This is a genomic window from Streptomyces sp. NPDC058525, assembly GCF_042719495.1.
Classification (GTDB): domain Bacteria; phylum Actinomycetota; class Actinomycetes; order Streptomycetales; family Streptomycetaceae; genus Streptomyces.
This window is the reverse complement of sequence record NZ_JBHXNP010000048.1, coordinates 1-23,977: the sequence shown is the minus strand read 5'-3', so window position 1 is coordinate 23,977 and position 23,977 is coordinate 1. Positions and strand designations below refer to the sequence as shown.

At 70.5% G+C, this 23,977-nt stretch carries 22 protein-coding genes and 1 pseudogene; 8 read left to right on the top strand and 15 right to left on the bottom strand.

All coding sequences use genetic code 11. The features are described 5' to 3' along the window. The first annotated feature begins 141 nt into the window (after window positions 1-141). The 5 genes and pseudogenes from fahA (at window position 142) to ACFWP3_RS22335 (ending at window position 4,005) form a co-directional block, all read left to right on the top strand. Window positions 142-1,365, top strand: a complete 1,224-nt coding sequence (gene fahA / locus ACFWP3_RS22355) for a fumarylacetoacetase (RefSeq protein ID WP_384223803.1) — start codon at window positions 142-144, stop codon at window positions 1,363-1,365. 143 nt (window positions 1,366-1,508) lie between these two features. After that, window positions 1,509-1,922, top strand: a pseudogene (locus tag ACFWP3_RS22350) (HEAT repeat domain-containing protein); the annotation flags it as partial. Window positions 1,923-2,009: 87 nt separating this feature from the next. Next, window positions 2,010-2,654 carry a hypothetical protein gene (locus ACFWP3_RS22345; protein WP_384223800.1) on the top strand — a complete coding sequence of 215 codons (645 nt, stop codon included), beginning with the start codon at window positions 2,010-2,012 and terminating at the stop codon, window positions 2,652-2,654. 83 nt (window positions 2,655-2,737) lie between these two features. Continuing rightward, window positions 2,738-3,316 (top strand): hypothetical protein, encoded by a 579-nt coding sequence (locus ACFWP3_RS22340; RefSeq protein WP_384223798.1) that lies wholly within the window; start codon window positions 2,738-2,740, stop codon window positions 3,314-3,316. A 74-nt stretch (window positions 3,317-3,390) separates the two neighbouring features. Beyond that, window positions 3,391-4,005, top strand: a complete 615-nt coding sequence (locus tag ACFWP3_RS22335) for a Uma2 family endonuclease (RefSeq protein ID WP_384223795.1) — start codon at window positions 3,391-3,393, stop codon at window positions 4,003-4,005. Between the two features lie 56 nt (window positions 4,006-4,061). Here the strand turns inward: ACFWP3_RS22335 and nuoN are convergent, their stop codons facing one another. The 14 genes from nuoN to ACFWP3_RS22265 are packed head-to-tail and all read right to left on the bottom strand — an operon-like array spanning window position 4,062 to window position 19,891. Continuing rightward, entirely contained in the window at window positions 4,062-5,708 is a 1,647-nt protein-coding gene (nuoN, locus tag ACFWP3_RS22330) for an NADH-quinone oxidoreductase subunit NuoN (RefSeq protein ID WP_384223874.1), read from the bottom strand. A gap of 5 nt (window positions 5,709-5,713) precedes the next feature. Then, window positions 5,714-7,312: an NADH-quinone oxidoreductase subunit M gene (locus tag ACFWP3_RS22325; RefSeq protein ID WP_384223793.1), complete on the bottom strand. Its 1,599-nt coding sequence runs from the start codon at window positions 7,310-7,312 to the stop codon at window positions 5,714-5,716. A gap of 1 nt (window position 7,313) precedes the next feature. Next, entirely contained in the window at window positions 7,314-9,209 is a 1,896-nt protein-coding gene (gene nuoL, locus ACFWP3_RS22320) for an NADH-quinone oxidoreductase subunit L (protein WP_384223790.1), read from the bottom strand. A gap of 12 nt (window positions 9,210-9,221) precedes the next feature. After that, on the bottom strand, window positions 9,222-9,521 hold the full coding sequence (gene nuoK, locus ACFWP3_RS22315; protein ID WP_030864698.1) for an NADH-quinone oxidoreductase subunit NuoK: 300 nt from the start codon (window positions 9,519-9,521) through the stop codon (window positions 9,222-9,224). Next, the gene (locus ACFWP3_RS22310) at window positions 9,518-10,324 is read right to left on the bottom strand and encodes an NADH-quinone oxidoreductase subunit J (protein WP_384223787.1); all 807 of its coding nucleotides are present in this window, start codon (window positions 10,322-10,324) and stop codon (window positions 9,518-9,520) included. Before ACFWP3_RS22310 ends, nuoK begins: the two co-directional genes overlap by 4 nt. Then, the gene (nuoI, locus tag ACFWP3_RS22305; RefSeq protein WP_384223785.1) at window positions 10,321-10,920 is read right to left on the bottom strand and encodes an NADH-quinone oxidoreductase subunit NuoI; all 600 of its coding nucleotides are present in this window, start codon (window positions 10,918-10,920) and stop codon (window positions 10,321-10,323) included. Before nuoI ends, ACFWP3_RS22310 begins: the two co-directional genes overlap by 4 nt. Further along, window positions 10,913-12,283, bottom strand: coding sequence for an NADH-quinone oxidoreductase subunit NuoH (nuoH, locus tag ACFWP3_RS22300; RefSeq protein WP_384223782.1), 1,371 nt, complete (start codon window positions 12,281-12,283; stop codon window positions 10,913-10,915). The genes nuoI and nuoH overlap by 8 nt, the downstream gene beginning before the upstream one ends. Then, on the bottom strand, window positions 12,280-14,787 hold the full coding sequence (locus tag ACFWP3_RS22295; protein WP_384223780.1) for an NADH-quinone oxidoreductase subunit G: 2,508 nt from the start codon (window positions 14,785-14,787) through the stop codon (window positions 12,280-12,282). Before ACFWP3_RS22295 ends, nuoH begins: the two co-directional genes overlap by 4 nt. After that, window positions 14,784-16,160: an NADH-quinone oxidoreductase subunit NuoF gene (nuoF, locus tag ACFWP3_RS22290; RefSeq protein ID WP_384223777.1), complete on the bottom strand. Its 1,377-nt coding sequence runs from the start codon at window positions 16,158-16,160 to the stop codon at window positions 14,784-14,786. The genes ACFWP3_RS22295 and nuoF overlap by 4 nt, the downstream gene beginning before the upstream one ends. Continuing rightward, a complete protein-coding gene (nuoE, locus tag ACFWP3_RS22285; RefSeq protein ID WP_384223775.1) occupies window positions 16,160-16,897 on the bottom strand; it encodes an NADH-quinone oxidoreductase subunit NuoE in 738 nt (245 codons plus the stop codon). Before nuoE ends, nuoF begins: the two co-directional genes overlap by 1 nt. Continuing rightward, the gene (locus tag ACFWP3_RS22280) at window positions 16,894-18,219 is read right to left on the bottom strand and encodes an NADH-quinone oxidoreductase subunit D (protein WP_384223772.1); all 1,326 of its coding nucleotides are present in this window, start codon (window positions 18,217-18,219) and stop codon (window positions 16,894-16,896) included. Before ACFWP3_RS22280 ends, nuoE begins: the two co-directional genes overlap by 4 nt. Then, window positions 18,219-18,965 (bottom strand): NADH-quinone oxidoreductase subunit C, encoded by a 747-nt coding sequence (locus ACFWP3_RS22275; protein ID WP_384223770.1) that lies wholly within the window; start codon window positions 18,963-18,965, stop codon window positions 18,219-18,221. Before ACFWP3_RS22275 ends, ACFWP3_RS22280 begins: the two co-directional genes overlap by 1 nt. After that, a complete protein-coding gene (locus ACFWP3_RS22270) occupies window positions 18,962-19,516 on the bottom strand; it encodes an NADH-quinone oxidoreductase subunit B family protein (RefSeq protein WP_007265818.1) in 555 nt (184 codons plus the stop codon). Before ACFWP3_RS22270 ends, ACFWP3_RS22275 begins: the two co-directional genes overlap by 4 nt. Window positions 19,517-19,531: 15 nt before the next feature. Beyond that, entirely contained in the window at window positions 19,532-19,891 is a 360-nt protein-coding gene (locus tag ACFWP3_RS22265; RefSeq protein ID WP_008738438.1) for an NADH-quinone oxidoreductase subunit A, read from the bottom strand. Between the two features lie 804 nt (window positions 19,892-20,695). Between ACFWP3_RS22265 and ACFWP3_RS22260 the strand changes: the two genes are divergently transcribed. Both ACFWP3_RS22260 and ACFWP3_RS22255 read left to right on the top strand, forming a co-directional pair. Further along, window positions 20,696-21,541 carry a C40 family peptidase gene (locus tag ACFWP3_RS22260; RefSeq protein ID WP_384223766.1) on the top strand — a complete coding sequence of 282 codons (846 nt, stop codon included), beginning with the start codon at window positions 20,696-20,698 and terminating at the stop codon, window positions 21,539-21,541. Between the two features lie 107 nt (window positions 21,542-21,648). Further along, window positions 21,649-22,011 carry a hypothetical protein gene (locus ACFWP3_RS22255; RefSeq protein WP_384223764.1) on the top strand — a complete coding sequence of 121 codons (363 nt, stop codon included), beginning with the start codon at window positions 21,649-21,651 and terminating at the stop codon, window positions 22,009-22,011. On the opposite strand, the gene ACFWP3_RS22250 is transcribed toward ACFWP3_RS22255, so the two are convergent. Next, entirely contained in the window at window positions 21,977-23,260 is a 1,284-nt protein-coding gene (locus ACFWP3_RS22250) for a geranylgeranyl reductase family protein (protein ID WP_384223762.1), read from the bottom strand. The genes ACFWP3_RS22255 and ACFWP3_RS22250 overlap by 35 nt on opposite strands. Before the next feature lie 98 nt (window positions 23,261-23,358). On the opposite strand from ACFWP3_RS22250, the gene ACFWP3_RS22245 reads away from it, so the two are divergent. Then, a complete protein-coding gene (locus ACFWP3_RS22245; protein ID WP_384223760.1) occupies window positions 23,359-23,889 on the top strand; it encodes a GNAT family N-acetyltransferase in 531 nt (176 codons plus the stop codon). The last annotated feature ends 88 nt before the right edge of the window (window positions 23,890-23,977 follow it).

Genomic DNA, 23,977 nt, shown 5'->3' with positions numbered 1-23,977 from the left:
GGCGCCAAGGATACGGACCCCGTTGGACAAGTCCTACAAATAGTGCCCGAATCCGGCCTCCCGCAGGCCCCACCAGCCACGTAACGTGTCAACCAGCCACCGGGACACCCCCGGACCGCGTCGAAAGCGAGGCAGCACCCCATGCCCCAGCAGAGCCCCCTCGATGTTCCCGAGGGCGACCCGTTCGGGCCGCACAACCTCCCCTACGGCGTCTTCTCGACCGCCGGGGAGGACCGTCGCCGGATCGGTGTGCGGATCGGCGGACACGTGCTCGACGCGGGGGCGGCCGCGGCCGCGCTCGGTTCCCCGTATGCCGGGCTGCTCGGGCAGTCCTCGCTCAACCCGCTGCTGGCCGCCGGGCGCACCGCCTGGCGCGACGTGCGCCGTGCGCTGACCGCCTGGGTCACCGACCCCGGCCACCGCCCCACCGTGGAGCCGCACCTGCTGCCGCTCGACGAGGTCGCGCTGCACCTGCCGTACGAGGTCGCCGACTACGTCGACTTCTACGCCAGCGAGCACCACGCCACCAACGTCGGGCGGATCTTCCGGCCCGACGGGGACGCGCTGACGCCCAACTGGAAGCACCTGCCGATCGGTTACCACGGTCGCTCGGGCACCATCGTCGTGTCCGGGACGGACGTCGTCCGGCCCTCCGGGCAGCGCAAGGCGCCCGCCGACCCGGCGCCCGTCTTCGGCCCGTCCGTCAAGCTCGACATCGAGGCCGAGGTCGGCTTCGTCGTCGGCACCCCCTCCGAGCTGGGCCGCCCGGTGGCGCTGGGCGATTTCGAGGACCACGTCTTCGGGCTGTTCCTGCTCAACGACTGGTCGGCGCGCGACATCCAGGCCTGGGAATACGTGCCGCTCGGCCCCTTCCTCGGCAAGTCCTTCGCCACCTCCGTCTCCGCCTGGGTGACCCCGCTGGAGGCCCTGGACGCGGCCCGCGTCGCCCCGCCCGCCCGGGACTTCCCGCTGCTGCCCTACCTGGACGACGCCTCCGCCGACCGCCCCGGCGGCTTCGACCTGCGCATCAGCGTCTCCATCAACGGGACGGAGGTGGCGCAGCCGCCGTTCGCGTCGATGTACTGGACCGCCGCCCAGCAGCTCGCGCACATGACCGTCAACGGCGCCTCGCTGCGCACCGGCGACGTGTACGGCTCCGGCACCGTCAGCGGCCCGGAGACCGGCCAGCGCGGCTCGCTGCTGGAGCTGACGTGGAACGGGCGCGACGCGCTCGAACTCGCCGACGGCAAGCGCACCTTCCTGGAGGACGGGGACACCGTCACCCTCACCGCGTGGGCGCCCGGCGCCGCCGGCACGCGGGTGGGCCTCGGCGAGGTCACCGGCCGCATCGTGGGATCCCGCTAGTCCGCAATGCGGTCGGGGGGGTGGCGGATCCGTCCGCCACCCCGCCGAACCCGCTGGTCAAAGACGCGCGGCCGTACTGCCCGTGGCGCAATACTGCGGCAACACCACGACGGGCCGACCGCCGGTACGTTCCCGGCGCCCTCGCCCGCGAGGTCCGGGTCGCCGTCGCCAAGGGCCTCGCCTCGGTGCACGCCCCGGCCCCGGACCCGCTGGATCCGCTGCCGGCCGACGCCGATCCGCTGGTGCGCGGAGCCGCCCTGGGGGCGCCGGCCGCCACCGGCTGCCCCGGGCGGTACGCCGACACGGCCGTGGCGGCCCTGGCCGATCCGGCCTGGCAGGTCCGGGCGGGTGCGGCCGCCGCGCTGTCGGCCGACGCCGCGGGAGCGGCCGTACCGGCCCTCGCCGGGGCCCTGGCCGATGCCAACGCCGATGTCCGCAAGGCCGCGGTCCTCGCGCTGCTCGCCCACCGGGAGGCCGGCGCGGCCCGGGCGGCCCTGGCCACGGCGGTCACCGACCCGGACGCGGACGTCCGCGCGTACGCCGCCCGGGCGGCCTGACCGGACCGACCGGCCTGCCGCCGGGGCGGACCGCGGGCCGTGGGTGATGCTCCTGGGGCTTCGACCCGACGATCCAGGAGTCCCCGTATGGCCTCTCGTACCGGCATGCTCGTCCTGGCCCTCGCCGCCGCGGCGGCCCTGACCGCCCCGGCGGGACCCGCCGCGGCCACCCCCGGCCCGCACGCCGGCCCGCCCCCGGGGCCGGGCACCGCCACGGGGAGCGCCACGGGCACCGCCACGGGCAGCGCCACCGCCGCCACCGTCCCCCGCACCGGCCCCGCGGCCCTGGCCGGCCTCGCCCGGGCGGCGGTGTCGAGCTCCCGGTACCTGCGGGAACCGGCGGCGACCGCCGCCGGGTACGTGCCCGACCGGTACTGCGTGGCCGACCCGGCGGGCGCCGGAGCCGTGGGCTACCCGCACTTCAACCACGCCTACGACGACTCCCTCGACCCCGCCAAGCCCGCGGCCCTGCTCTACGAGGACGACGCGGAGGGCCGGCGCAGGCTGGTCGCCCTCGAATGGGTCGTCATGGACCGGGACGGCAAGGTCGAGACGGACGACGACCGGCCGAGCCTCTTCGGGCAGCCCTTCAAGGGGCCGATCCCGGGCCGCTTCAAGGGCCAGAAGGTCCACTACGCCCTGCACGTCTGGCTCTGGAAGCCCAACCCGGCCGGCCTGTTCGCGACGTTCAACCCCGACCTGCGCTGCCGCCCGGGCACGACCCGGCCCTGACCCCCCGTTCGGAGGCGCGCCGCGTGCACCGGCCGGGGGCCGCCGGGAAGGTGGACGAAAGCCCCCGACCGGCAGGAGCCCCCATGTCCGCCCGTACTCGCAAGGCTGCCCTGACCTGTGCGGTCGCCGCGTCGCTCGGCCTGGCCGCCATGGCCCCGGCCCACGGCGTCGAAGGCCCCGCACCCGATCCGCGCAACCGCAAGGCGATGGCGGACATGGCGACGGCGATCAAGGTGACGGCCAAATACGTGGACGAGCGGGCGGCCCTCGAGGACGGCTACGTCCCGCACGGCAAGGAGTGCATGGCCAACCCGTTCGGGGTGGGCGCCATGGGCTACCACTACGTCAAGGCGGCCTACTGGGGTTCGAAGGACCCGAGCAAGCCGACCGCGCTCCTCTACAGCGCCGAGAAGGACCGCGACGGCCGCCGCAAGCTCCAGGCCGTGGAGTGGATGTCCACCGACCGCGACCAGGACCTGAAGACCGCCGACGACCGCCCGAGCATGTTCGGGCTGCCCTTCGACGGGCCCATGCCCGGCCACTGGACGGGCATGCCCAAGCACTACGACCTCCACATGTGGGCGTACGAGAAGAACCCGGCCGGCCGCTTCCACAACTGGAACCCGACCGTCAAGTGCGCGGGGCATATGACTCACCCATAAGGGCGGCTTCTCCGGCGTTCCCCGGCGATACGCTGAGCGGACTCGCGAGACTCCGCAGCATGGGAGCACTACCGATGAGCGTCGATCCCGAGACCCCCGAGCAGGGGCCCGCCCCGCGCTGGCCCGTTCCGCCTGCGGGTGGATGGACCGCCGACGACCTTGACCGGCTTCCCAACCTGCCTCCGCACACGGAGCTGATCGACGGGAGCCTGATCTTCGTGAGTCCGCAGAGCATCTTCCACGAGCGCGCCATCGACTTCTTCAAATGGCAGCTACAGGCGGTCGCACCGCCCGATGTGGAGGTCTTCCGCGAGCTCACGATCGACATCGACAAAGGGAATCGACCGGAGCCGGACGTGATCGTGGTCGAGTCCGGGGTCGTGGACGACCGACGCCAAACCCGGTTCCCCGTCGGTGCCGTACGTCTCGCCATCGAAGTCGTCTCACCGGATTCCGAGGCACGCGACCGCAGCAGCAAGCCACTCAAGTACGCCCGGGCCAAGATCCCGCACTTCTGGCGCGTCGAGGATCACGACGGGCGCGCGGTCGTCTACGTCTTCGAACTCGAACCGACTACGGGCGTCTATGTCGCCACGGGCATCTTCCACGACCGACTGAAGGTCTCCGTCCCCTATCCCATCGATCTGGACCTCACCACCATCACGCCGAAGCGGAGGCGCCCCGAGTAGCCCGAAGGGCCCGGCTCCCCCAGGGGAGCCGAGCCCTTCACCGTGCCGTGGGCCGGTCAGCGCACGAACGTGCTCGCCTGACCCGCCAGGTCCAGGAAGTATTGCGGGGCCACGCCCAGCACCACCGTCACCGCGACGCCCACCGCGATCGTCGTCATCGTCAGCGGCGAGGGCACGGCCACCGTCGGGCCGTCGGTCTTCGGCTCGCTGAAGAACATCAGGACGATCACCCGGATGTAGAAGAACGCGGCGATCGCGGACGAGATGACACCGACCACGACCAGCGCCCCGGCGCCGCCTTCCGCCGCCGCCTTGAACACGGCGAACTTGCCCGCGAAGCCGGACGTGAGCGGAATGCCGGCGAAGGCCAGCAGGAACACCGCGAACACCGCCGCGGTCAGCGGCGAACGGCGGCCCAGACCCGCCCACTTCGACAGGTGCGTCGCCTCTCCGCCCGCGTCGCGCACCAGCGTGACCACCGCGAAGGCGCCGATCGTCACGAAGGAGTAGGCGCCGAGGTAGAAGAGGACGGACGAGACGCCCTCCGCCGAGGTCGCGATCACACCGGCCAGGATGAAGCCCGCGTGCGCGATCGAGGAGTAGGCGAGGAGCCGCTTGACGTCGGTCTGGGTCACGGCGATCACCGCACCCGCCAGCATCGTGACGATCGCGATGCCCCACATCACCGGCCGCCAGTCCCAGCGCAGGCCCGGCAGGACCACGTAGAGCAGCCGCAGGAGGGCGCCGAACGCGGCCACCTTCGTCGCCGCCGCCATGAAGCCGGTGATCGGGGTCGGGGCGCCCTGGTAGACGTCCGGGGTCCACATGTGGAAGGGGACCGCGCCGACCTTGAAGAGCAGGCCCATCAGGATCAGTGCCGAGCCGATCAGCAGCAGCACGTCGTTGCCCATGGTGTCGGCGAGCGCCGGGTCGATCTTCGTGACCGTGCCGTCCACCACGTCGGCGATCGCCGCGTACGAGACCGAGCCCGCGTACCCGTAGAGCAGCGCGATGCCGAAGAGGAGGAAGGCGGAGGAGAAGGCGCCGAGCAGGAAGTACTTGACCGCGGCCTCCTGCGACATCAGCCGCTGGCGGCGGGCGAGGGCGCAGAGCAGGTACAGCGGGAGGGAGAAGACCTCCAGCGCGATGAACAGGGTCAGCAGGTCGTTGGCCGCCGGGAAGATCAGCATTCCGGCGATCGCGAACAGGGCCAGCGGGAAGACCTCGGTGGTGGTGAACCCGGCCTTGACGGCGGCCTTCTCGCTGTCGCTGCCCGGTACGGACGCGGCCTGGGCGGCGAAGGAGTCCACCCGGTTGCCGTGCGCGGCCGGGTCGAGGCGCCGCTCGGCGAAGGTGAAGACGGCGACGATCGAGGCGAGCAGGATGGTGCCCTGCAGGAACAGCGCCGGACCGTCCACCGCGATCGCGCCCATCGCCGCGATCTGCGCCTTGGTGGACCCGTACCCGCCGGCCGCGAGGCCGACGACCGCCGCGAAGGCCGAGGCCAGCGCGGCGACGGAGAGGAACACCTGGACGTAGTAGCGGGACTTGCGCGGTACGAAGGCCTCGACGAGGATCCCGAGGATCGCCGCGCCCACCACGATCAGCGTGGGCGCGAGCTGCGCGTACTCGATGACGGGCGCCGGGATCCGGTCGACCGGTGCCTCGGCCGCCAGCGGCCACAGGCTGTGGGCGGAAGTCAGTGTGCTCACTTCGCCGCCTCCACTTCAGGTGCGGGGTCGGTCTGCTTCACGTCCGACATGGTGTGCTTCACCGCCGGGTTGACGATGTCGGTCAGCACCTTCGGGTACACGCCCAGTCCGATCAGCAGCGCGATCAGCGGGGCGACCACCAGCACCTCCCGCAGGCGCAGGTCCGGCATGGTGCGGACCTCCTCCTTCACGGGGCCGGTCATCGTGCGCTGGTAGAGGACCAGCGTGTAGAGCGCGGCGAGCACGATGCCGATGGTGGCGATGATGCCGACGACCGGGTACCGGGCGAAGGTGCCGACCAGGACCAGGAACTCGCTGACGAAGGGCGCGAGCCCGGGCAGCGAGAGGGTGGCGAGGCCGCCGATCAGGAAGGTGCCGGCGAGGACCGGGGCCACCTTCTGCACGCCGCCGTAGTCGGCGATGAGCCGCGAGCCGCGCCGCGAGATCAGGAAGCCGGCCACCAGCATCAGCGCCGCCGTCGAGATGCCGTGGTTGACCATGTAGAGCGTCGCACCGGACTGTCCCTGGGAGGTCATCGCGAAGATGCCCAGGATGATGAACCCGAAGTGCGAGATGGAGGCGTAGGCGATCAGCCGCTTGATGTCGCGCTGGCCGACCGCGACCAGCGCGCCGTAGACGATGCTGATCAGGGCCAGGACGAGGATCACCGGTGTGGCCCACTTGCTGGCCTCGGGGAAGAGTCCGAGGCAGAAGCGGAGCATCGCGAAGGTGCCGACCTTGTCGACGATCGCGGTGATCAGCACGGCGACCGGGGCGGTGGCCTCGCCCATCGCGTTCGGCAGCCAGGTGTGCAGCGGCCACAGCGGGGCCTTCACCGCGAAGGCGAAGAAGAAGCCCAGGAAGAGCCACCGCTCGGTGTTGGTCGCCATGTCGAGCGTGCCCGCGGCGCGGGCCGCGGCGATCTCCTGGAGCGAGAAGTTCCCCGCGACCACATACAGCCCGATGACGGCGGCCAGCATGATCAGGCCGCCGGCCAGGTTGTAGAGGAGGAACTTGACCGCCGCGTACGAGCGCTGCGTGGCCGCGTTCTCGTCGGAGCCGCCCGCCGCGGCAGCGGCTGATCGAGAGGAAGTCGCCCGGTCCCCGAAGCCGCCGATGAGGAAGTACATCGGGATCAGCATGGCTTCGAAGAAGATGTAGAAGAGGAAGACGTCGGTGGCCTCGAAGGAGATGATCACCATCGCCTCGACCAGCAGGATCAGGGCGAAGAAGCCCTGGGTCGGCCGCCAGCGCTGACTCTTGGTCTCCAACGGGTCGGCGTCGTGCCAGCCGGCCAGAATGATGAACGGCATCAGGAGCGCGGTGAGCCCGATGAGCACCACCCCGATCCCGTCCACGCCCAGCTCGTAGCGGACGCCGAAGTCGGCGATCCAGGAGTGGGATTCGGTGAGCTGGTAGCGGTCGCCGCCGGGCTCGAAGCGGATCGCGACGAGCACGGCCAGGGCCAGGGTCGCCAGGGAGAAGAGCAGGGCGAGCCACTTGGCGGCGGTCCGCCGGGCGGCCGGGACGGCTGCCGTCAGGATCGCTCCGACCGCGGGGACCGCGGCCGTCAGCGTCAGAAGCGGGAAACTCATCTCACACCGCCCTCATCAGCAGGGTCGCGGCGATGAGGATCGCCGTGCCCCCGAACATCGAGACCGCGTAGCTGCGGGCGTAGCCGTTCTGCAGCTTGCGCAGCCGGCCGGACAGGCCGCCGACCGAGGCGGCCGTGCCGTTGACCACCCCGTCGACCAGGCTGTGGTCGACATACACGAGGGAGCGGGTCAGGTGCTCCCCGCCGCGTACCAGCACGACGTGGTTGAAGTCGTCCTGGAGGAGGTCCCGCCGGGCCGCCCGGGTGAGCAGCGAGCCGCGCGGGGCGATGACCGGGACGGGCTTACGGCCGTACATCGCCCAGGCGATGCCGACGCCGATGACGAGGACGACCATGGTGGAGGCGGTCACCGTCATGGCGCTGACCGGCGGGTGGCCGTGTTCGTAACCGGTGACGGGCTCCAGCCAGTTCAGGAACCGCTCGCCGATCTCGAAGAAGCCGCCGGCGAAGACCGAGCCGAAGGCCAGGATGATCATCGGGATGGTCATGGACTTCGGGGACTCGTGCGGGTGGGGCGCGTGCCCTTCGGCGTCCGGCTGCCAGCGCTTCTCGCCGAAGAAGGTGAGGAGCATGACCCGGGTCATGTAGAAGGCGGTGATGCCGGCGCCCAGCAGGGTGACCCCGCCGAGGATCCAGCCCTGGGTGCCGCCCTTGGCGAAGGCCGCCTCGATGATCATGTCCTTGGAGAAGAACCCGGACAGGCCCGGGAAGCCGATGATCGCGAGGTAGCCGAGGCCGAAGGTCACGAAGGTGACCGGCATGTACTTGCGCAGGCCGCCGTACTTGCGCATGTCGACCTCGTCGTTCATCCCGTGCATCACGGAACCGGCGCCGAGGAACAGGCCGGCCTTGAAGAAGCCGTGCGTGACCAGGTGCATGATCGCGAAGACGTAGCCGATCGGGCCGAGGCCCGCCGCGAGGATCATGTAGCCGATCTGCGACATCGTCGACCCGGCGAGGGCCTTCTTGATGTCGTCCTTCGCGCAACCGACGATCGCACCGAAGAGCAGCGTGACCGCGCCGACGATGGTGACCACCAGCTGGGCGTCCGGAGCGGCGTTGAAGATTGCTCCGGAGCGGACGATCAGGTACACGCCCGCGGTCACCATGGTCGCCGCGTGGATCAGGGCCGAGACCGGGGTCGGGCCCTCCATCGCGTCACCGAGCCAGGACTGCAGCGGCACCTGGGCGGACTTGCCGCAGGCGGCCAGCAGCAGCATCAGGCCGATCGCCGTCAGCGTGCCCTCCGACGTCTCCCCCACCGCGCCGAGCACCGGCCCGAAGGCGAAGGTCCCGAAGGTGGTGAACATCAGCATGATCGCGATGGACAGGCCCATGTCGCCGACCCGGTTGACCAGGAAGGCCTTCTTCGCGGCCGTGGCCGCGCTGGGCTTGTGCTGCCAGAAGCCGATCAGGAGGTACGAGGCGAGGCCGACGCCCTCCCAGCCGAAGTACAGGAGCAGGTAGTTGTCGGCGAGGACCAGCAGCAGCATGGCCGCGACGAACAGGTTGAGGTAGCCGAAGAAGCGGCGGCGGCGCTCGTCGTGCTCCATGTACCCGATCGAGTACACGTGGATGAGCGTGCCCACCCCGGAGATCAGCAGGACGAAGGTCATCGACAGCTGGTCCAGCTGGAAGGCCAGGTCCGCCTGGAAGCCCTCGACGGGGATCCAGGTGAACAGCCGCTGGTGCAGGGTCCGGTCGTCGGCGCCGCGTCCCAGCATGTCGGCGAAGAGCACGGCGCCGATGCCGAAGGAGACGGCCGCGAGCAGGGTGCCGATCCAGTGGCCGGTCTTGTCGAGGCGCCGGCCGCCGCACAGCAGCACCACCGCTCCGAGCAGGGGCGCTGCCACCAGCAGCGCAATCAGATTCTCCACTGTGAACGCCCCTTACAGCTTCATCAGGCTGGCGTCGTCGACCGAGGCCGAGTGGCGGGTACGGAACAGCGACACGATGATCGCCAGGCCGACCACGACCTCCGCGGCGGCGACGACCATCGTGAAGAAGGCGATGATCTGGCCGTCGAGGTTGCCGTGCATCCGCGAGAAGGCGACGAAGGCGAGGTTGCAGGCGTTGAGCATGAGCTCCACGCACATGAACAGCACGATCGCGTTCTTGCGGATCAGCACGCCGGCCGCGCCGATGGTGAACAGCAGGGCCGCCAGGTACAGGTAGTTGACCGGATTCACTTCGGGGCCTCCTCACGGCCGAGGCGCTCCGAGGAGGCCTGTTCCAGTGCCTTGAGGTCGGACAGCGCCTCGGCGGAGACGTCGCGGATCTGGCCGCGGGCGCGCAGCGTCTTGCTGACCGTCAGCTCGGACGGGGTGCCGTCCGGCAGCAGACCGGCGATGTCCACGGCGTTGTGCCGGGCGTAGACGCCGGGCGCGGGCAGCGGCGGGAGCTGGACGTTCTCGCGGACGCGGCGCTCGGCCAGTTCGCGCTGGGTGGCGGCCCGCTCGGTGCGCTCGCGGTGGGTGAGCACCATCGCGCCGACGGCCGCGGTGATCAGCAGCGCGCCGGTCAACTCGAAGGCGAAGACGTACTTGGTGAAGATCAGCTGGGCCAGGCCCTCGACGTGCCCGGCGGAGTTGATCCGGCCGAGTCCGTTGAAGTGGGTGAGCCCGGCGTTGCCGATGCCGGCGATCAGCAGGATGCCGAAGCCGAGCCCGCACAGGACGGCCAGCCAGCGCTGTCCCTTGATGGTCTCCTTGAGGGAGTCGGCGGCGGTGACGCCGACGAGCATGACCACGAAGAGGAAGAGCATCATGATCGCGCCGGTGTAGACGATGACCTGGACGACGCCCAGGAAGTACGCCCCGTTCGCGAGGTAGAAGACCGCCAGGATGATCATCGTCCCGGCCAGGCTGAGGGCGCTGTGCACGGCCCGCTTCATCAGGATCGTGGCCAGCGCGCCGATGACGGCGACCGTGCCGAGGATCCAGAACTGGACCGCTTCGCCCGTCGAGGTCACGGTGGCGGCGAGGGCGCTCATGCCTGCACCCCCTCGTTGTCTTCCGCGGTCTCGCCCTTGGACACGCCCGTCTGCCGGACGGTGCCGGGGGCGGCCCCCGTCACCAGTCCGCGGTAGTAGTCCGTGTCCTCGGTGCCGGGGAACATCTCGTGCGGCGCCTCGACCATGCCCTCGGTGAGCCCGGCGAGCAGCTGCTCCTTGGTGTAGATGAGCGACTCGCGGCTGGCGTCGGCCAGTTCGAACTCGTTCGTCATGGTCAGCGCCCTGGTCGGGCACGCCTCGACGCACAGCCCGCACAGGATGCAGCGGGCGTAGTTGATCTGGTAGACGGCGCCGTACCGCTCCCCCGGGGAGTAGCGCTCCTCCTCGGTGTTGTCCGCGCCCTCCACGTAGATGGCATCGGCGGGACAGGCCCAGGCGCACAGCTCGCACCCGATGCACTTCTCCAGACCGTCGGGGTGCCGGTTGAGCTGGTGCCGCCCGTGGAAGCGCGGGGCGGTGGTCTTCTGCTGCTCCGGGTACTGCTCGGTGAGGCGCTTCTTGAACATGGCCTTGAAGGTCACGCCGAAGCCGGCAACCGGGTTCTGCCACTTCTCGTTCGGGTCGGTGTCAGCCATTTCCAGCACCCTCCTCTCGGTCACTCTCAGTATTCGCGCCACCACTGACAATCAGCTCCCACTCGCTCCGCGGTCGGCGCCGCGGTACGGGTGCCAGGTGCTGGCCGGGCTTGGGCGGTACGGGGAATCCGCCCGCGAGCGGGTCGAAAGGCTCGGCCGCGGCGGTCTTGCCGGCCACCTCCGCGGCGGCCTTCTCCCGTTTGTCGCGGAACAGGTCCGCGATGAAGGAGAGGAGCAGGATCGCCACGACGCCGCCGCCGACGTAGAGGACGATCTGGCTGAAGTCGTACTGCTCGTTGCGCAGCGCCCGCACGGTCGCGACCAGCATCAGCCAGACCACGGAGACCGGGATCAGGACCTTCCAGCCGAGCTTCATCAGCTGGTCGTAGCGCACGCGCGGCAGCGTGCCGCGCAGCCAGATGAAGAAGAAGAGGAGCAGCTGCACCTTGAGGACGAACCAGAGCATCGGCCACCAGCCGTGGTTCGCGCCCTCCCAGAAGGTGCTGATCGGGTACGGGGCCCGCCAGCCACCCAGGAAGAGGGTGACCGACACCGCGGAGACGGTGACCATGTTGACGTACTCGGCGAGCATGAACAGCGCGAACTTGATGGACGAGTACTCGGTGTTGAAGCCGCCGACCAGGTCGCCCTCGGACTCCGGCATGTCGAAGGGGGCGCGGTTCGTCTCGCCGACCATCGTGACGACGTAGATGATGAAGGACACCGGCAGCAGCACGATGTACCAGCGGTCGGCCTGGGCCTCCACGATCGCCGAGGTCGACATCGACCCGGAGTAGAGGAAGACCGAGGCGAAGGCCGCGCCCATCGCGATCTCGTAGGAGATCATCTGCGCGCAGGAGCGCAGGCCGCCGAGGAGCGGGTAGGTCGAGCCGGAGGACCAGCCGGCCAGCACGATGCCGTAGATGCCGACCGAGGCCACCGCGAGGATGTAGAGCATCGCGATGGGCAGGTCGGTCAGCTGCATCGTGGTGCGCTGGCCGAAGATGGAGACCTCGTTGCCGGCGGGACCGAAGGGGATCACCGCGATGGCCATGAAGGCCGGGATCGCCGCGATGATCGGGGCCAGGACGTAGACGACCTTGTCGGCCCGCTTGACGATCAGGTCTTCCTTCAGCATGAGCTTCACGCCGTCGGCGAGGGACTGGAGCATGCCCCAGGGGCCGTGCCGGTTGGGGCCGATGCGCAGCTGCATCCAGGCGACGACCTTGCGCTCCCACACGATGGAGAAGAGCACGGTCACCATCAGGAAGGCGAAGCAGAACACCGCCTTGATGACGACCAGCCACCAGACGTCCCTGCCGAACAGGCTCAGGTCCTCGGCGGCAAGCTGTACCGCGTTCACGCGCCCACCTCCGCAGTGGTGTCGCCGGTGCCGGCCGGGGTCGCGGGGCCGATCCGGACGAGGGTGCCCGGGCGGGCTCCGGTGTCGGCGAGGACCCCGGACCCGGTGGAGTTCAGCGGGAGCCAGACCACGCGGTCGGGCATCTCGGTGATCCGCAGGGGCAGTTCCACGGAGCCGGCCGGGCCGGTGACCGCGAGGACGTCCCCGTTCTTGACGCCCGTCTCGGCCGCCGTGGCCGCCGAAAGCCGGGCGCTGGCCTCGTGCCGGGTGCCGGCCAGGGCTTCGTCGCCCTCCTGGAGCCTGCCCTGGTCGAGCAGGAGCCGGTGGCCCGCGAGGACCGCCTCGCCGGCGCCCGGGCGGGGCAGCGGCGCGGTGTCGGCGGACTGCCCGGCGGCGCGCTCCCCGGCCCAGCCGCCGAGGCGGTCGAGCTCGCGGCGTACGGCGTGTACGTCGGGCAGCGCGATCGGCCGGTCGGCGGCGTCGGCCAGCATGTGCAGCACGCGGGCGTCGGCCGGGGCCAGCCGGCGGGTCATCTGGTCGGGCTTGAGCGCGGCCTCGAACGGCCGGACCCTGCCCTCCCAGTTGATAAAGGCGCCGGCCTTCTCGACCACGGCGGCGACCGGGAAGACCACGTCCGCGTGCTCGGTGACCTCGCTCGGCCGCAGTTCCAGGGAGACCACGAAGGCCTCCTGGAGGGCGGTCCGGGCGCGGGCCGGGTCGGGCAGGTCCGCGACCTCGACGCCCGCGACCACCAGCGCGGACAGTTCGCGGGTGGCCGCGGCCTCGACGATCTGGCCGGTGTCGCGGCCGTAGCGGTGCGGGAGTTCGTCCAGGCCCCAGGCGGTGGCGACCTCGTCGCGGGCCCGCGGGTCGGTGGCCGGACGGCCGCCGGGCAGCAGGGACGGCAGCGCGCCCGCCTCGACGGCGGCCCGCTCACCGGCCCGGCGCGGGATCCACACCAGCGTCGCCCCGGTCGCGGTGGCGGCCCGTACGGCGGCGGTCAGCGCGCCCGGCACGCCGGCGAGGCGCTCGCCGACGACGATGACCGCGCCGCTCTGGCGCAGTGCGTCGGCGGCGGCCGCGCCGCCCGCCTCCAGACCGGTCCGGGAGGCGAGTGCGTCCAGCCACTCGGGCTCGGTGCCGGGGGCGGCGGCCAGCAGGGTGCCGCCCGCCTTCTCCAGGCCCCGGGTGGCGAAGGGGGCCAGGGCGAAGGTCCGCTGCTTGTGCTTGCGGCGGGCCTTGCGCAGCCGCAGGAAGACCCCGGGGGCCTCCTCCTCGGACTCGATGCCGGCGAGCAGGACGGCCGGCGCCGCCTCCAGCGAGGTGTACGTGACCCCCGCGCCCCCGAGGTCCTTGCCGGTCCCGGCGACGGCGGCGGCCAGGAAGTCGGCCTCCTCCGCGCTGTGCACGCGGGCCCGGAAGTCGATGTCGTTGGTGTCCAGGACCACCCGCGCGAACTTGGCGTACGCGTAGGCGTCCTCGACGGTGAGCCGTCCGCCGGTCAGCACCCCGGCCCGGCCGCGCGCCCCGGCGAGGCCGTTCGCCGCGGCCTCCAGGGCCTCGGGCCAGCTCGCCGGCTCCAGGACACCGGCGGCGCTGCGCACCAGCGGGGTCGTGAGCCGGTCGCGCTGCTGCGCGTAGCGGAACCCGAAGCGGCCCTTGTCGCAGATCCACTCCTCGTTGACCTCGGGGTCCTCCGCGGCCAGCCTGCGCAGCACCTTGCCGCGCCGGTGGTCGGTCCGGGTCGCGCAGCCGCCCGCGCAGTGCTCGCACACGCTCGGGGAGGAGACGAGGTCGAAGGGGCGGGAGCGGAACCGGTACGCGGCGGAGGTGAGGGCGCCGACGGGGCAGATCTGGATGGTGTTGCCGGAGAAGTACGACTCGAAGGGGTCGTCCTCGCCGGTGCCGACCTGCTGGAGCGCGCCGCGCTCCAGCAGCTCGATCATCGGGTCTCCGGCGATCTCGTTGGAGAAGCGGGTGCAGCGCGCGCACAGCACGCACCGCTCGCGGTCCAGCAGCACCTGCGTGGAGATCGGGACCGGCTTCTCGTAGGTGCGCTTCCTGCCCTCGAACCGGGATTCGGCGTTGCCGTGCGACATCGCCTGGTTCTGCAGCGGGCACTCGCCGCCCTTGTCGCAGACCGGGCAGTCCAGCGGGTGGTTGATGAGCAGCAGCTCCATCACACCGCGCTGGGACTTGTCGGCGACCTCGGAGGTCAGCTGGGTCTTGACGACCATGCCGTCGGTGCAGGTGATGGTGCAGGAGGCCATCGGCTTGCGCTGGCCCTCGACCTCGACGATGCACTGGCGGCAGGCGCCGGCCGGGGAGAGCAGGGGGTGGTCGCAGAACCGCGGGATCTCGATGCCCAGCTGCTCGGCGGCCCGGATGACGAGCGTGCCCTTGGGGACCGACAGCTCGACGCCGTCGATGGTGAGGGACACCAGGTTCTCCGGTGGTACGGCGCCCCCTCCGCCACCGGCGGGAGCGTTACTGGTGACGGTCATGCGTTCACCTCCGTGTCAGCCCAGAGGGTCGACTTCCTGGGGTCGAAGGGGCAGCCCTTGCCCGTGATGTGCTGCTCGTACTCCGCGCGGAAGTACTTGAGCGAGGAGAAGATGGGGCTGGCGGCGCCGTCGCCGAGCGCGCAGAAGGACTTGCCGTTGATGTTGTCGGCGATGTCGTTCAGCTTGTCGAGGTCCGACATGACGCCCTTGCCGGCTTCGATGTCGCGCAGCAGCTGGACCAGCCAGTACGTGCCTTCGCGGCAGGGCGTGCACTTGCCGCAGGACTCGTGGGCGTAGAACTCGGTCCACCGGGTCACGGCCCGCACCACGCAGGTGGTCTCGTCGAAGCACTGGAGCGCCTTGGTGCCCAGCATCGAGCCGGCCGCGCCCACGCCCTCGTAGTCCAGCGGGACGTCGAGGTGCTCGTCGGTGAACATCGGGGTGGAGGAGCCGCCCGGGGTCCAGAACTTCAGCCGGTGCCCGGGCCGCATCCCGCCGCTCATGTCGAGCAGCTGGCGCAGGGTGATGCCGAGCGGGGCCTCGTACTGGCCGGGGCCCGCGACGTGCCCGGAGAGCGAATACAGCGTGAAGCCGGGGGACTTCTCGGTCCCCATCGACTTGAACCAGTCCTTGCCCCTGTTCAGGATCGCGGGAACCGAGGCGATGGACTCCACGTTGTTGACGACAGTGGGGCAGGCGTAGAGCCCCTCCACGGCAGGGAAGGGGGGACGCAGCCGGGGCTGGCCGCGCCGGCCTTCGAGGGAGTCGAGCAGAGCCGTCTCCTCGCCGCAGATGTAGGCGCCCGCTCCCGCGTGCACCGTGATGTCGAGGTTGCGCCCGGTGCCGTCGATGTCCTTGCCGAGGTATCCGGCCGCGTTCGCCTCGCGCACGGCCTCGTGCAGGCGCCGCAGGACGGGCACCGTCTCGCCGCGCAGGTAGATGAAGGCGTGCTCGGAGCGGATCGCGTAGCAGGCGATGATCATTCCCTCGATGAGGGAGTGCGGGTTGGCGAAGAGGAGGGGGATGTCCTTGCAGGTTCCCGGCTCCGACTCGTCGGCGTTCACGACGAGGTAGTGCGGCTTTCCGTCGCCCTGCGGGATGAACTGCCACTTCATCCCGGTGGGGAAGCCGGCGCCGCCGCGGCCGCGCAGACCCGAGTCCTTGACGTAGGCGATGAGGTCGTCCGGGGTCATCGCGAGCGCCTTGCGCAGGCCTTCGTAGCCCTCGTGGCGCCGGTAGGTCTCCAGCGTCCACGATTCGGGTTCGTCCCAGAAGGCCGACAGGACGGGTGCGAGGAGCTTCTCCGGGCTGGTCCCTCCCCCGGTCTCCGGCTGGGAGGTACCCCCGTGACTTTCCTTGGATGACACGGACATCACTCCCCTCCCTCGATGGTGCTCTCGCCGCGCGGGTGGACGATCGGGGTGCGCGGGGTCTCGCCGCGGGCGATGCGCAGGCCGATCAGGGAGGCGGGGCCGGCCCCGCCGGTCGCCTCGACCGCGCCCTCGCGCTCGTCGGGGAAGCCGGCGAGGATCCGGGCGGTCTCCTTGTACGTGCACAGCGGCGCGCCCCGGGTCGGCTCGACGGGCCGGCCGGCCAGCAGGTCGTCCACCATGGCCTTGGCGGACTCGGGGGTCTGGTTGTCGAAGAACTCCCAGTTGACCATCACCACGGGGGCGTAGTCGCAGGCCGCGTTGCACTCGATGTGCTCGAGGGTGACCTTGCCGTCGGGGGTGGTCTCGTTGTTGCCGACCCCGAGGTGCTGCTTGAGCTCGTCGAAGATGGCGTCGCCGCCCATGACCGCGCACAGGGTGTTCGTACAGACGCCGACCTGGTAGTCGCCCGAGGGCTTGCGCCGGTACATCGTGTAGAAGGTGGCCACCGCCGTGACCTCGGCGGTGGTCAGGCCCAGTACGTCGGCGCAGAAGCGGATGCCGGTGCGCGAGACGTGGCCCTCCTCCGACTGGCACAGGTGCAGCAGCGGCAGCAGCGCGCTGCGGCTGTCGGGGTAGCGGGCGATGACCTGCTTCGCGTCGGCTTCGAGGCGCTCGCGTACGTCGGCCGGGAAGTCGGGGGCGGGAAGCTGCGGCATGCCCAATGAGATGTCGGTCATCGGTCGACGCCTCCCATCACGGGGTCGATGGAGGCGACGGCGACGATGACGTCGGCGACCTGGCCGCCCTCGCACATCGCCGCCATGGCCTGAAGGTTGGTGAAGGACGGGTCGCGGAAGTGGACCCGGTAGGGGCGGGTGCCGCCGTCGGAGACCACGTGCACCCCGAGCTCGCCCTTGGGCGATTCGACGGCCGCGTAGGCCTGCCCGGCCGGCACCCGGAAGCCCTCGGTCACCAGCTTGAAGTGGTGGATGAGGGCCTCCATGGAGGTGCCCATGATGTTCTTGATGTGGTCGAGCGAGTTGCCGAGCCCGTCGGGGCCCATCGCCAGCTGCGCCGGCCAGGCGATCTTCTTGTCGGCGACCATCACCGGGCCCGGCTCCAGCCGGTCCAGGCACTGCTCGACGATCCGCAGCGACTGGCGCATCTCCTCCAGACGGATCAGGAAGCGTCCGTAGGAGTCGCAGGTCTCGGTGGTCGGCACGTCGAACTCGTAGGTCTCGTAGCCGCAGTACGGGTCCGACTTGCGCAGGTCGTGCGGCAGGCCCGCGGAGCGCAGGATCGGGCCGGTGGCGCCCAGCGCCATGGCTCCGGTGAGGTCGAGGTAGCCGACGTCCTGCATGCGGGCCTTGAAGATGGGGTTGCCGGTGGCGAGCTTGTCGTACTCCGGCAGGTTCTTCTTCATGGTCTTCACGAACTCGCGCAGCTGGTCGACGGCGCCGGGCGGCAGGTCCTGCGCCAGGCCGCCGGGGCGGACGAACGCGTGGTTCATGCGCAGTCCGGTGATCAGCTCGAAGATGTCGAGGATCAGCTCGCGGTCGCGGAAGCCGTAGATCATGATCGTGGTCGCGCCCAGCTCCATGCCGCCGGTGGCGATGCACACCAGGTGGGAGGAGAGCCGGTTGAGCTCCATCAGCAGGACGCGGATGACGGTGGCGCGGTCCGGGATCTGGTCGGTGATGCCGAGCAGCTTCTCGACGCCGAGGCAGTACGCCGTCTCGTTGAAGAACGGCGTCAGGTAGTCCATGCGCGTCACGAAGGTGGTGCCCTGCGTCCAGTTCCGGAATTCGAGGTTCTTCTCGATGCCGGTGTGCAGGTAGCCGATGCCGCAGCGGGCCTCGGTGACCGTCTCGCCGTCGATCTCCAGGATCAGGCGGAGCACTCCGTGGGTGGACGGGTGCTGCGGGCCCATGTTGACGACGATCCGCTCGTCGTCGGCCTTGGCCGCGGACTGGACGATCTCGTCCCAGTCGCCGCCGGTGACGGTGTAGACGGTGCCCTCGGTCGTCTCGCGAGCAGAGGCATGGTTTGACGTGGACATCAGCTGTACGACCTCCGCTGGTCGGGAGCCGGGATCTGGGCGCCCTTGTACTCGACGGCGATGCCGCCGAGCGGGTAGTCCTTGCGCTGCGGGAAGCCCTGCCAGTCGTCCGGCATCATGATCCGCGTGAGGGCCGGGTGCCCGTCGAAGACCAGGCCGAAGAAGTCGTACGTCTCGCGCTCGTGCCAGTCGTTGGTCGGGTAGACGGAGACGAGCGAGGGGACGTGCGGGTCGCTGTCCGGGACGGACACCTCCAGCCGCAGGATCCGGCCGTGGGTGAGCGAGCGCAGGTGGTAGACGGCGTGCAGCTCGCGGCCCTTGTCCCCGGGGAAGTGCACCCCGGAGACGCCGGTGCAGAGCTCGAAGCGCAGGGCGGGGTCGTCGCGCAGGGTGCGCGCGACCCGGACGAGGTGCTCGCGGGCGATGTGGAAGGTGAGCTCGCCGCGGTCGACCACGGTCTTCTCGATGGCGTTCTCGGGGACCAGGTCCTGCTCCTCCAGGGCGCCTTCGAGTTCGTCGGCCACCTCGTCGAACCAGGAGCCGTACGGGCGGCTGGCCGGTCCGGGCAGGGCCACGGTGCGGACGAGGCCGCCGTAGCCGCTGGTGTCGCCGCCGTTCGCGGCGCCGAACATGCCCTTGCGGACGCCGATGACCTCGGGGCCGCTCGCGCGCGGGGCGGGGACGTTGTTCTCGCCGTCGCCGTTGCCGTTGTTGTCGCCGTTGTCCGGCTCTCGGGTCTCGCTCACCGGAGCAGCCCCTTCATCTCGATGGTGGGGAGGGCCTTGAGGGCCGCCTCCTCCGCCTCACGTGCCGCCTCTTCCCGGTTCACGCCGAGCTTCGAGCCCTGGATCTTCTGGTGGAGCTTGAGGATCGCGTCCATCAGCATCTCGGGGCGCGGCGGGCAGCCGGGCAGGTAGATGTCCACCGGGACGATGTGGTCGACGCCCTGGACGATCGCGTAGTTGTTGAACATTCCACCCGAAGATGCGCAAACCCCCATGGAGATGACCCATTTGGGAGCCGGCATCTGGTCGTACACCTGCCGCAGCACCGGCGCCATCTTCTGGCTGACCCGGCCGGCCACGATCATCAGGTCGGCCTGGCGGGGCGAGCCCCGGAAGACCTCCATGCCGAAGCGGGCCAGGTCGTACCGTCCCGCTCCGGTGGTCATCATCTCGATGGCGCAGCAGGCCAGGCCGAAGGTCGCGGGAAAGACGGATGACTTGCGCACCCAGCCCGCCGCCTGTTCGACGGTGGTCAGCAGAAAGCCGCTCGGCAGCTTCTCTTCCAGTCCCATGGGAAATTCAGCCCCTCAGTCCCATTCCAGGCCGCCGCGGCGCCACACGTAGGCGTAGGCGACGAAGACGGTGAGCACGAAGAGGAGCATCTCGACGAGCCCGAAGATCCCCAGGGAGTCGAAGGTGACCGCCCAGGGGTAGAGGAAGACAACCTCGATGTCGAAGACGATGAAGAGCATCGCCGTCAGGTAGTACTTGATGGGGAAGCGGCCGCCGCCGGCCGGCACGGGTGTCGGCTCGATGCCGCACTCGTATGCCTCAAGCTTTGCCCGGTTGTACCGTTTTGGGCCGATCAGCGTGGCCATGACCACGGAGAAGATCGCAAACCCTGCGCCGAGGGCGCCGAGCACGAGGATGGGCGCGTACGCATTCACGCTCCTCGCTCCTTCCAGTCGTCCTTGACCGTTGGACCGCTGCGCCGGCTGGGGTACCTCCCAGCGGCAGCCGGGGCGTGTCCCGCCTCGCGAAGATCACTCCTTGATCGAACGCATCCATGTGAGGCAGTTCACAAGCCGGACTCGTGCGCATCTTATGCCTGCTCCTCTGTGATCTGCGACACGGGTAACAACACCGAGTTTGTGATCTCCACCACCTGACGAACGATCATCAAGTCCGATGAGTGGTGATCTTCGTACGCGAAGCATCCACATGATCACCAAAGGTGACATCGGAGCCAGTTACCGCAGGTGGAAGAGGTTTCGCCCTATCAAATGATGGCCATTGCAAGCAAATTGGCCTTGGGTCCGTCGCGGTGATAAAGGAACCGGCGTCGCCCGGTCGAGGGAGGGTGTGTGTACGGAGGTGGACGCCGGGCATACGGGGGTCCAGGGACACCCCCGCCGCGTGCATCCGTTCACGAAGTCGGACGGGGAGTTCACGGCGAGGTCACGGAAGGCCCACAGCGTCCGCACAGTGTGACGCTCCTGTGACCTGCGCCACTCCCGTTTCGTGACGAGGAAAGAGGGCTTGGCCATCTGTGCGGAGGGATGGTAGGCCAAGGATCAATTCGGACTTATTTCGGAAACCCCATGATCACAGCCTTGTGAAAGGGTGTCCGTTCTGCCCGTTACGGCGTCAATAAGATGCGCGGCACGCCCGGTTAGCGCCGTTCGCGCGCAACTGTGGCGCAAGCCACGTTTCTTGAAGGGACCCCTCGCGCCCTGATAGCGGTTGTCCTCATGTCCCACACCGCTCACATACCCAGCCACCGGAAGCCCCGCCGCAGCGCCTCGAAGCTCGCGGTCCGCGCCGGAGTTGCCGGTGGCGTCCTCAGCACCCTCGCCATGGCCGGCACCGCGAGCGCGTCCCCCGCCGAGCCCGTGGCCGAGACGACGCTCGAAATGCCGGTCCTGAACCTGGACCTGGCCGCCGAGGTCTCCTCCGCCGTCGCCACCGCCGCCGAGAACACCCGCGCGGCCGCCGTCGAGGGCGAACTGACGGCCCAGGAGGAGAGCGCCCGTACCGGCGCCGCCGCCGAGGCCAAGCAGGCGAAGGAGGCGGCCCAGAAGAAGGCCGACGACGACGCCGCGGCCAAGAAGGCCAAGGAAGAGGCCGACCGCAAGGCCGAGGCCGAGCGCGCCAGCCGCAACAGCACCCGCTCCACGCTGCAGACCAAGTCCACCGCGACGCCCAGCGACGGCTCCGGCGCCTCCGTGGCCGCCCCGGCGACCGGCTCCGCCGCCGCCATCGTGAACTTCGCCCGCGCGCAGGTCGGCAAGGCGTACGTGATGGGCGGCACCGGGCCGTCCTCGTTCGACTGCTCCGGCCTCGTCCAGGCCGCCTACCGCCAGGCCGGCATCAGCCTGCCGCGCATGTCCCAGGCGCAGTCCTCGGCCGGCACGTCGGTGTCGCTGAGCGCCCTGCAGCCGGGCGACATCCTGTACTGGGGCTCCAAGGGCAACGCGTACCACGTCGCCCTGTACGTCGGCGGCGGCAAGTTCGTCGGCGCGCAGAACCCCAGCACGGGCATCGTCGAGCGCAGCATGAGCTACGACAAGCCGACGGGTGCCGTGCGCGTCCTCTGAGCCGCCCGCACCGCTCGAAACGGCGCAAGGGCCGGTGCTCCCCCGCTCGGGGGCGGAGTACCGGCCCTTCGTCCTGCCCGCGAACCGGGCCCTGCGAAGATGGCGGCGTGAACCTGAAGCCGTACGGGAAGCACGGCCCCGGCGATCCGACCGCCGCCCGGGCCGCGCTCGGGCTCGGCCTCCTCGCCGTCGGCGGCTGGCTGCTGACCACCGCCCGCCCCTGGCACAGGCCCGGGCACCCGCTCGCCCTCGCGCTCGGCTGGACCGTCTCGGGCGCGATGCTGGTGTGCGGGCTGCTCCTGCTGGCCCGGTGCGTGCGCAGCGTGCACGCCGAAGCGGACCGGGACGGGGAACCCCCGCCCGATCCGCCCGATCCGCCCGGTCCGTCCGGTCCGCCCGGTCCGTCCGGTCCGTCCGGTCCGTCCGACAGCCGACTCAGGCCTTCGGGGCCACCTTCGAGAGGCCGTTGATGATGCGGTCCATCGCGTCGCCGCCCGTCGGGTCGGTGAGGTTGGCCAGCATCTTCAGCGTGAACTTCATCAGCACCGGGTGCGTCAGGCCGCGCTGCGTGGCGACCTTCATGACCTTCGGGTTGCCGATCAGCTTCACGAAGGCGCGGCCCAGCGTGTAGTAGCCGCCGTACGTCTCCTTCAGCACCTTCGGGTAGCTGTGCAGCGCCAGTTCGCGCTGGGCCGGGGTGGCCCGGGCGTGCGCCTGCACGATGACGTCGGCCGCGATCTGGCCCGACTCCATGGCGTAGGCGATGCCCTCGCCGTTGAACGGGTTGACCAGGCCGCCCGCGTCACCGACCAGCAGCAGGCCCTTGGTGTAGTGCGGCTGCCGGTTGAAGGCCATCGGCAGGGCCGCGCCGCGGATCGGCTGGGTCATGTTCTCCGGGGTGTAGCCCCAGTCCTCCGGCATGGACGCGCACCAGGCCTTGAGGACCTCGCGCCAGTCCAGCTCCCTGAAGGCGGAGGAGGAGTTGAGGATGCCGAGGCCGACGTTGGACGTGCCGTCGCCCATGCCGAAGATCCAGCCGTAGCCGGGCAGCAGCCGGTCCTGCGCGCCGCGCCGGTCCCACAGTTCCAGCCAGGACTCCAGGTAGTCGTCGTCGTGCCGCGGCGAGGTGAAGTACGTGCGCACGGCCACGCCCATGGGCCGGTCCTCACGCCGGTGCAGTCCCATGGCGAGGGACAGCCGCGAGGAGTTGCCGTCGGCGGCGACGACCAGCGGGGCGTGGAAGGTGACCGGGGTCTTCTCCTCGCCCAGCTTGGCCTGTACGCCGGTGATGTGGCCGGTGCGGGGGTCGCGCACCGGCTCGCCGACGGTGCAGCGCTCGTACAGCCGGGCGCCGGCCTTCTGCGCCTGGCGGGCCAGCGTCTCGTCGAAGTCGTCGCGCTTGCGGACCAGTCCGTAGTCCGGGTAGGAGGCGAGTTCCGGCCAGTCCAGCTGGAGCCGCTGCCCGCCGCCGATGATGCGCAGGCCCTTGTTGCGGAGCCAGCCGGCCTCTTCGGAGATGTCGATGCCCATCGCGACCAGCTGCTTGGTGGCGCGCGGGGTCAGGCCGTCGCCGCAGACCTTCTCGCGCGGGAACGCGGTCTTCTCCAGCAGCAGGACGTCCAGTCCGGCCTTGGCGAGGTAGTACGCGGTGGTGGAGCCGGCGGGCCCGGCCCCGACGACGATCACGTCCGCGGAGTGTTCGGAGAGGGGCTCGGTCACGGCTGGGTCTCCCGAAGGCTCGATAAAGGGTGCCCAACGGCACCGGACATGTGCAGTCTATGCAGCGAGAGAGATCGCGAACCGAAGGGCTGCCTCCTGTGACCACCTCGCCGACCCGGCCGCTCCCCGCCGTAACGCTGCGCGTGCCCACCCATGAGGACGCGCACGCCTGGCACGGGGTGTTCGACGACCCGGACGTCATGGAGTTCCTCGGCGGACCGGCGGAGCTCTCCTCGTACGTGGAGTTCACCGCCCGCCAGCGCATGCACGACGCACAGCTCGGCTACTGCCTGTGGACGCTGCTGGACGAGGAGGGCGCGGTGGTCGGCTTCACGGGGGCCCAGCCGTGGCCGCGGGAGAAGGAGTGGGGCCCGGTCGGGGAGATCGAGATCGGCTGGCGGCTGGGACGCTCCGCGTGGGGCCAGGGCTACGCGTACGCCGCTGCGCTGGCCACGCTGGAGCGGGTGCGGGGGGCGGGGGTGCCGCGGGTGGTGGCGATGATCGACGACACGAACACGCGGTCCATCGCGGTGGCGGAGCGCCTGGGCATGACCCTGGCGGACCGCTTCCCCCTCCCGAGCGGCACCCGCCACGCCCGCCGCTACGAACTGGACCTCGCCCGGCCCTGACCCCCCAAAGCCCAGGCTCCGCCCGTTCAAAGACCTGGGGCTCCGCCCCAGACCCCGGGCCCCCAAAGCCCGCGGGGGGGGTGGTGGC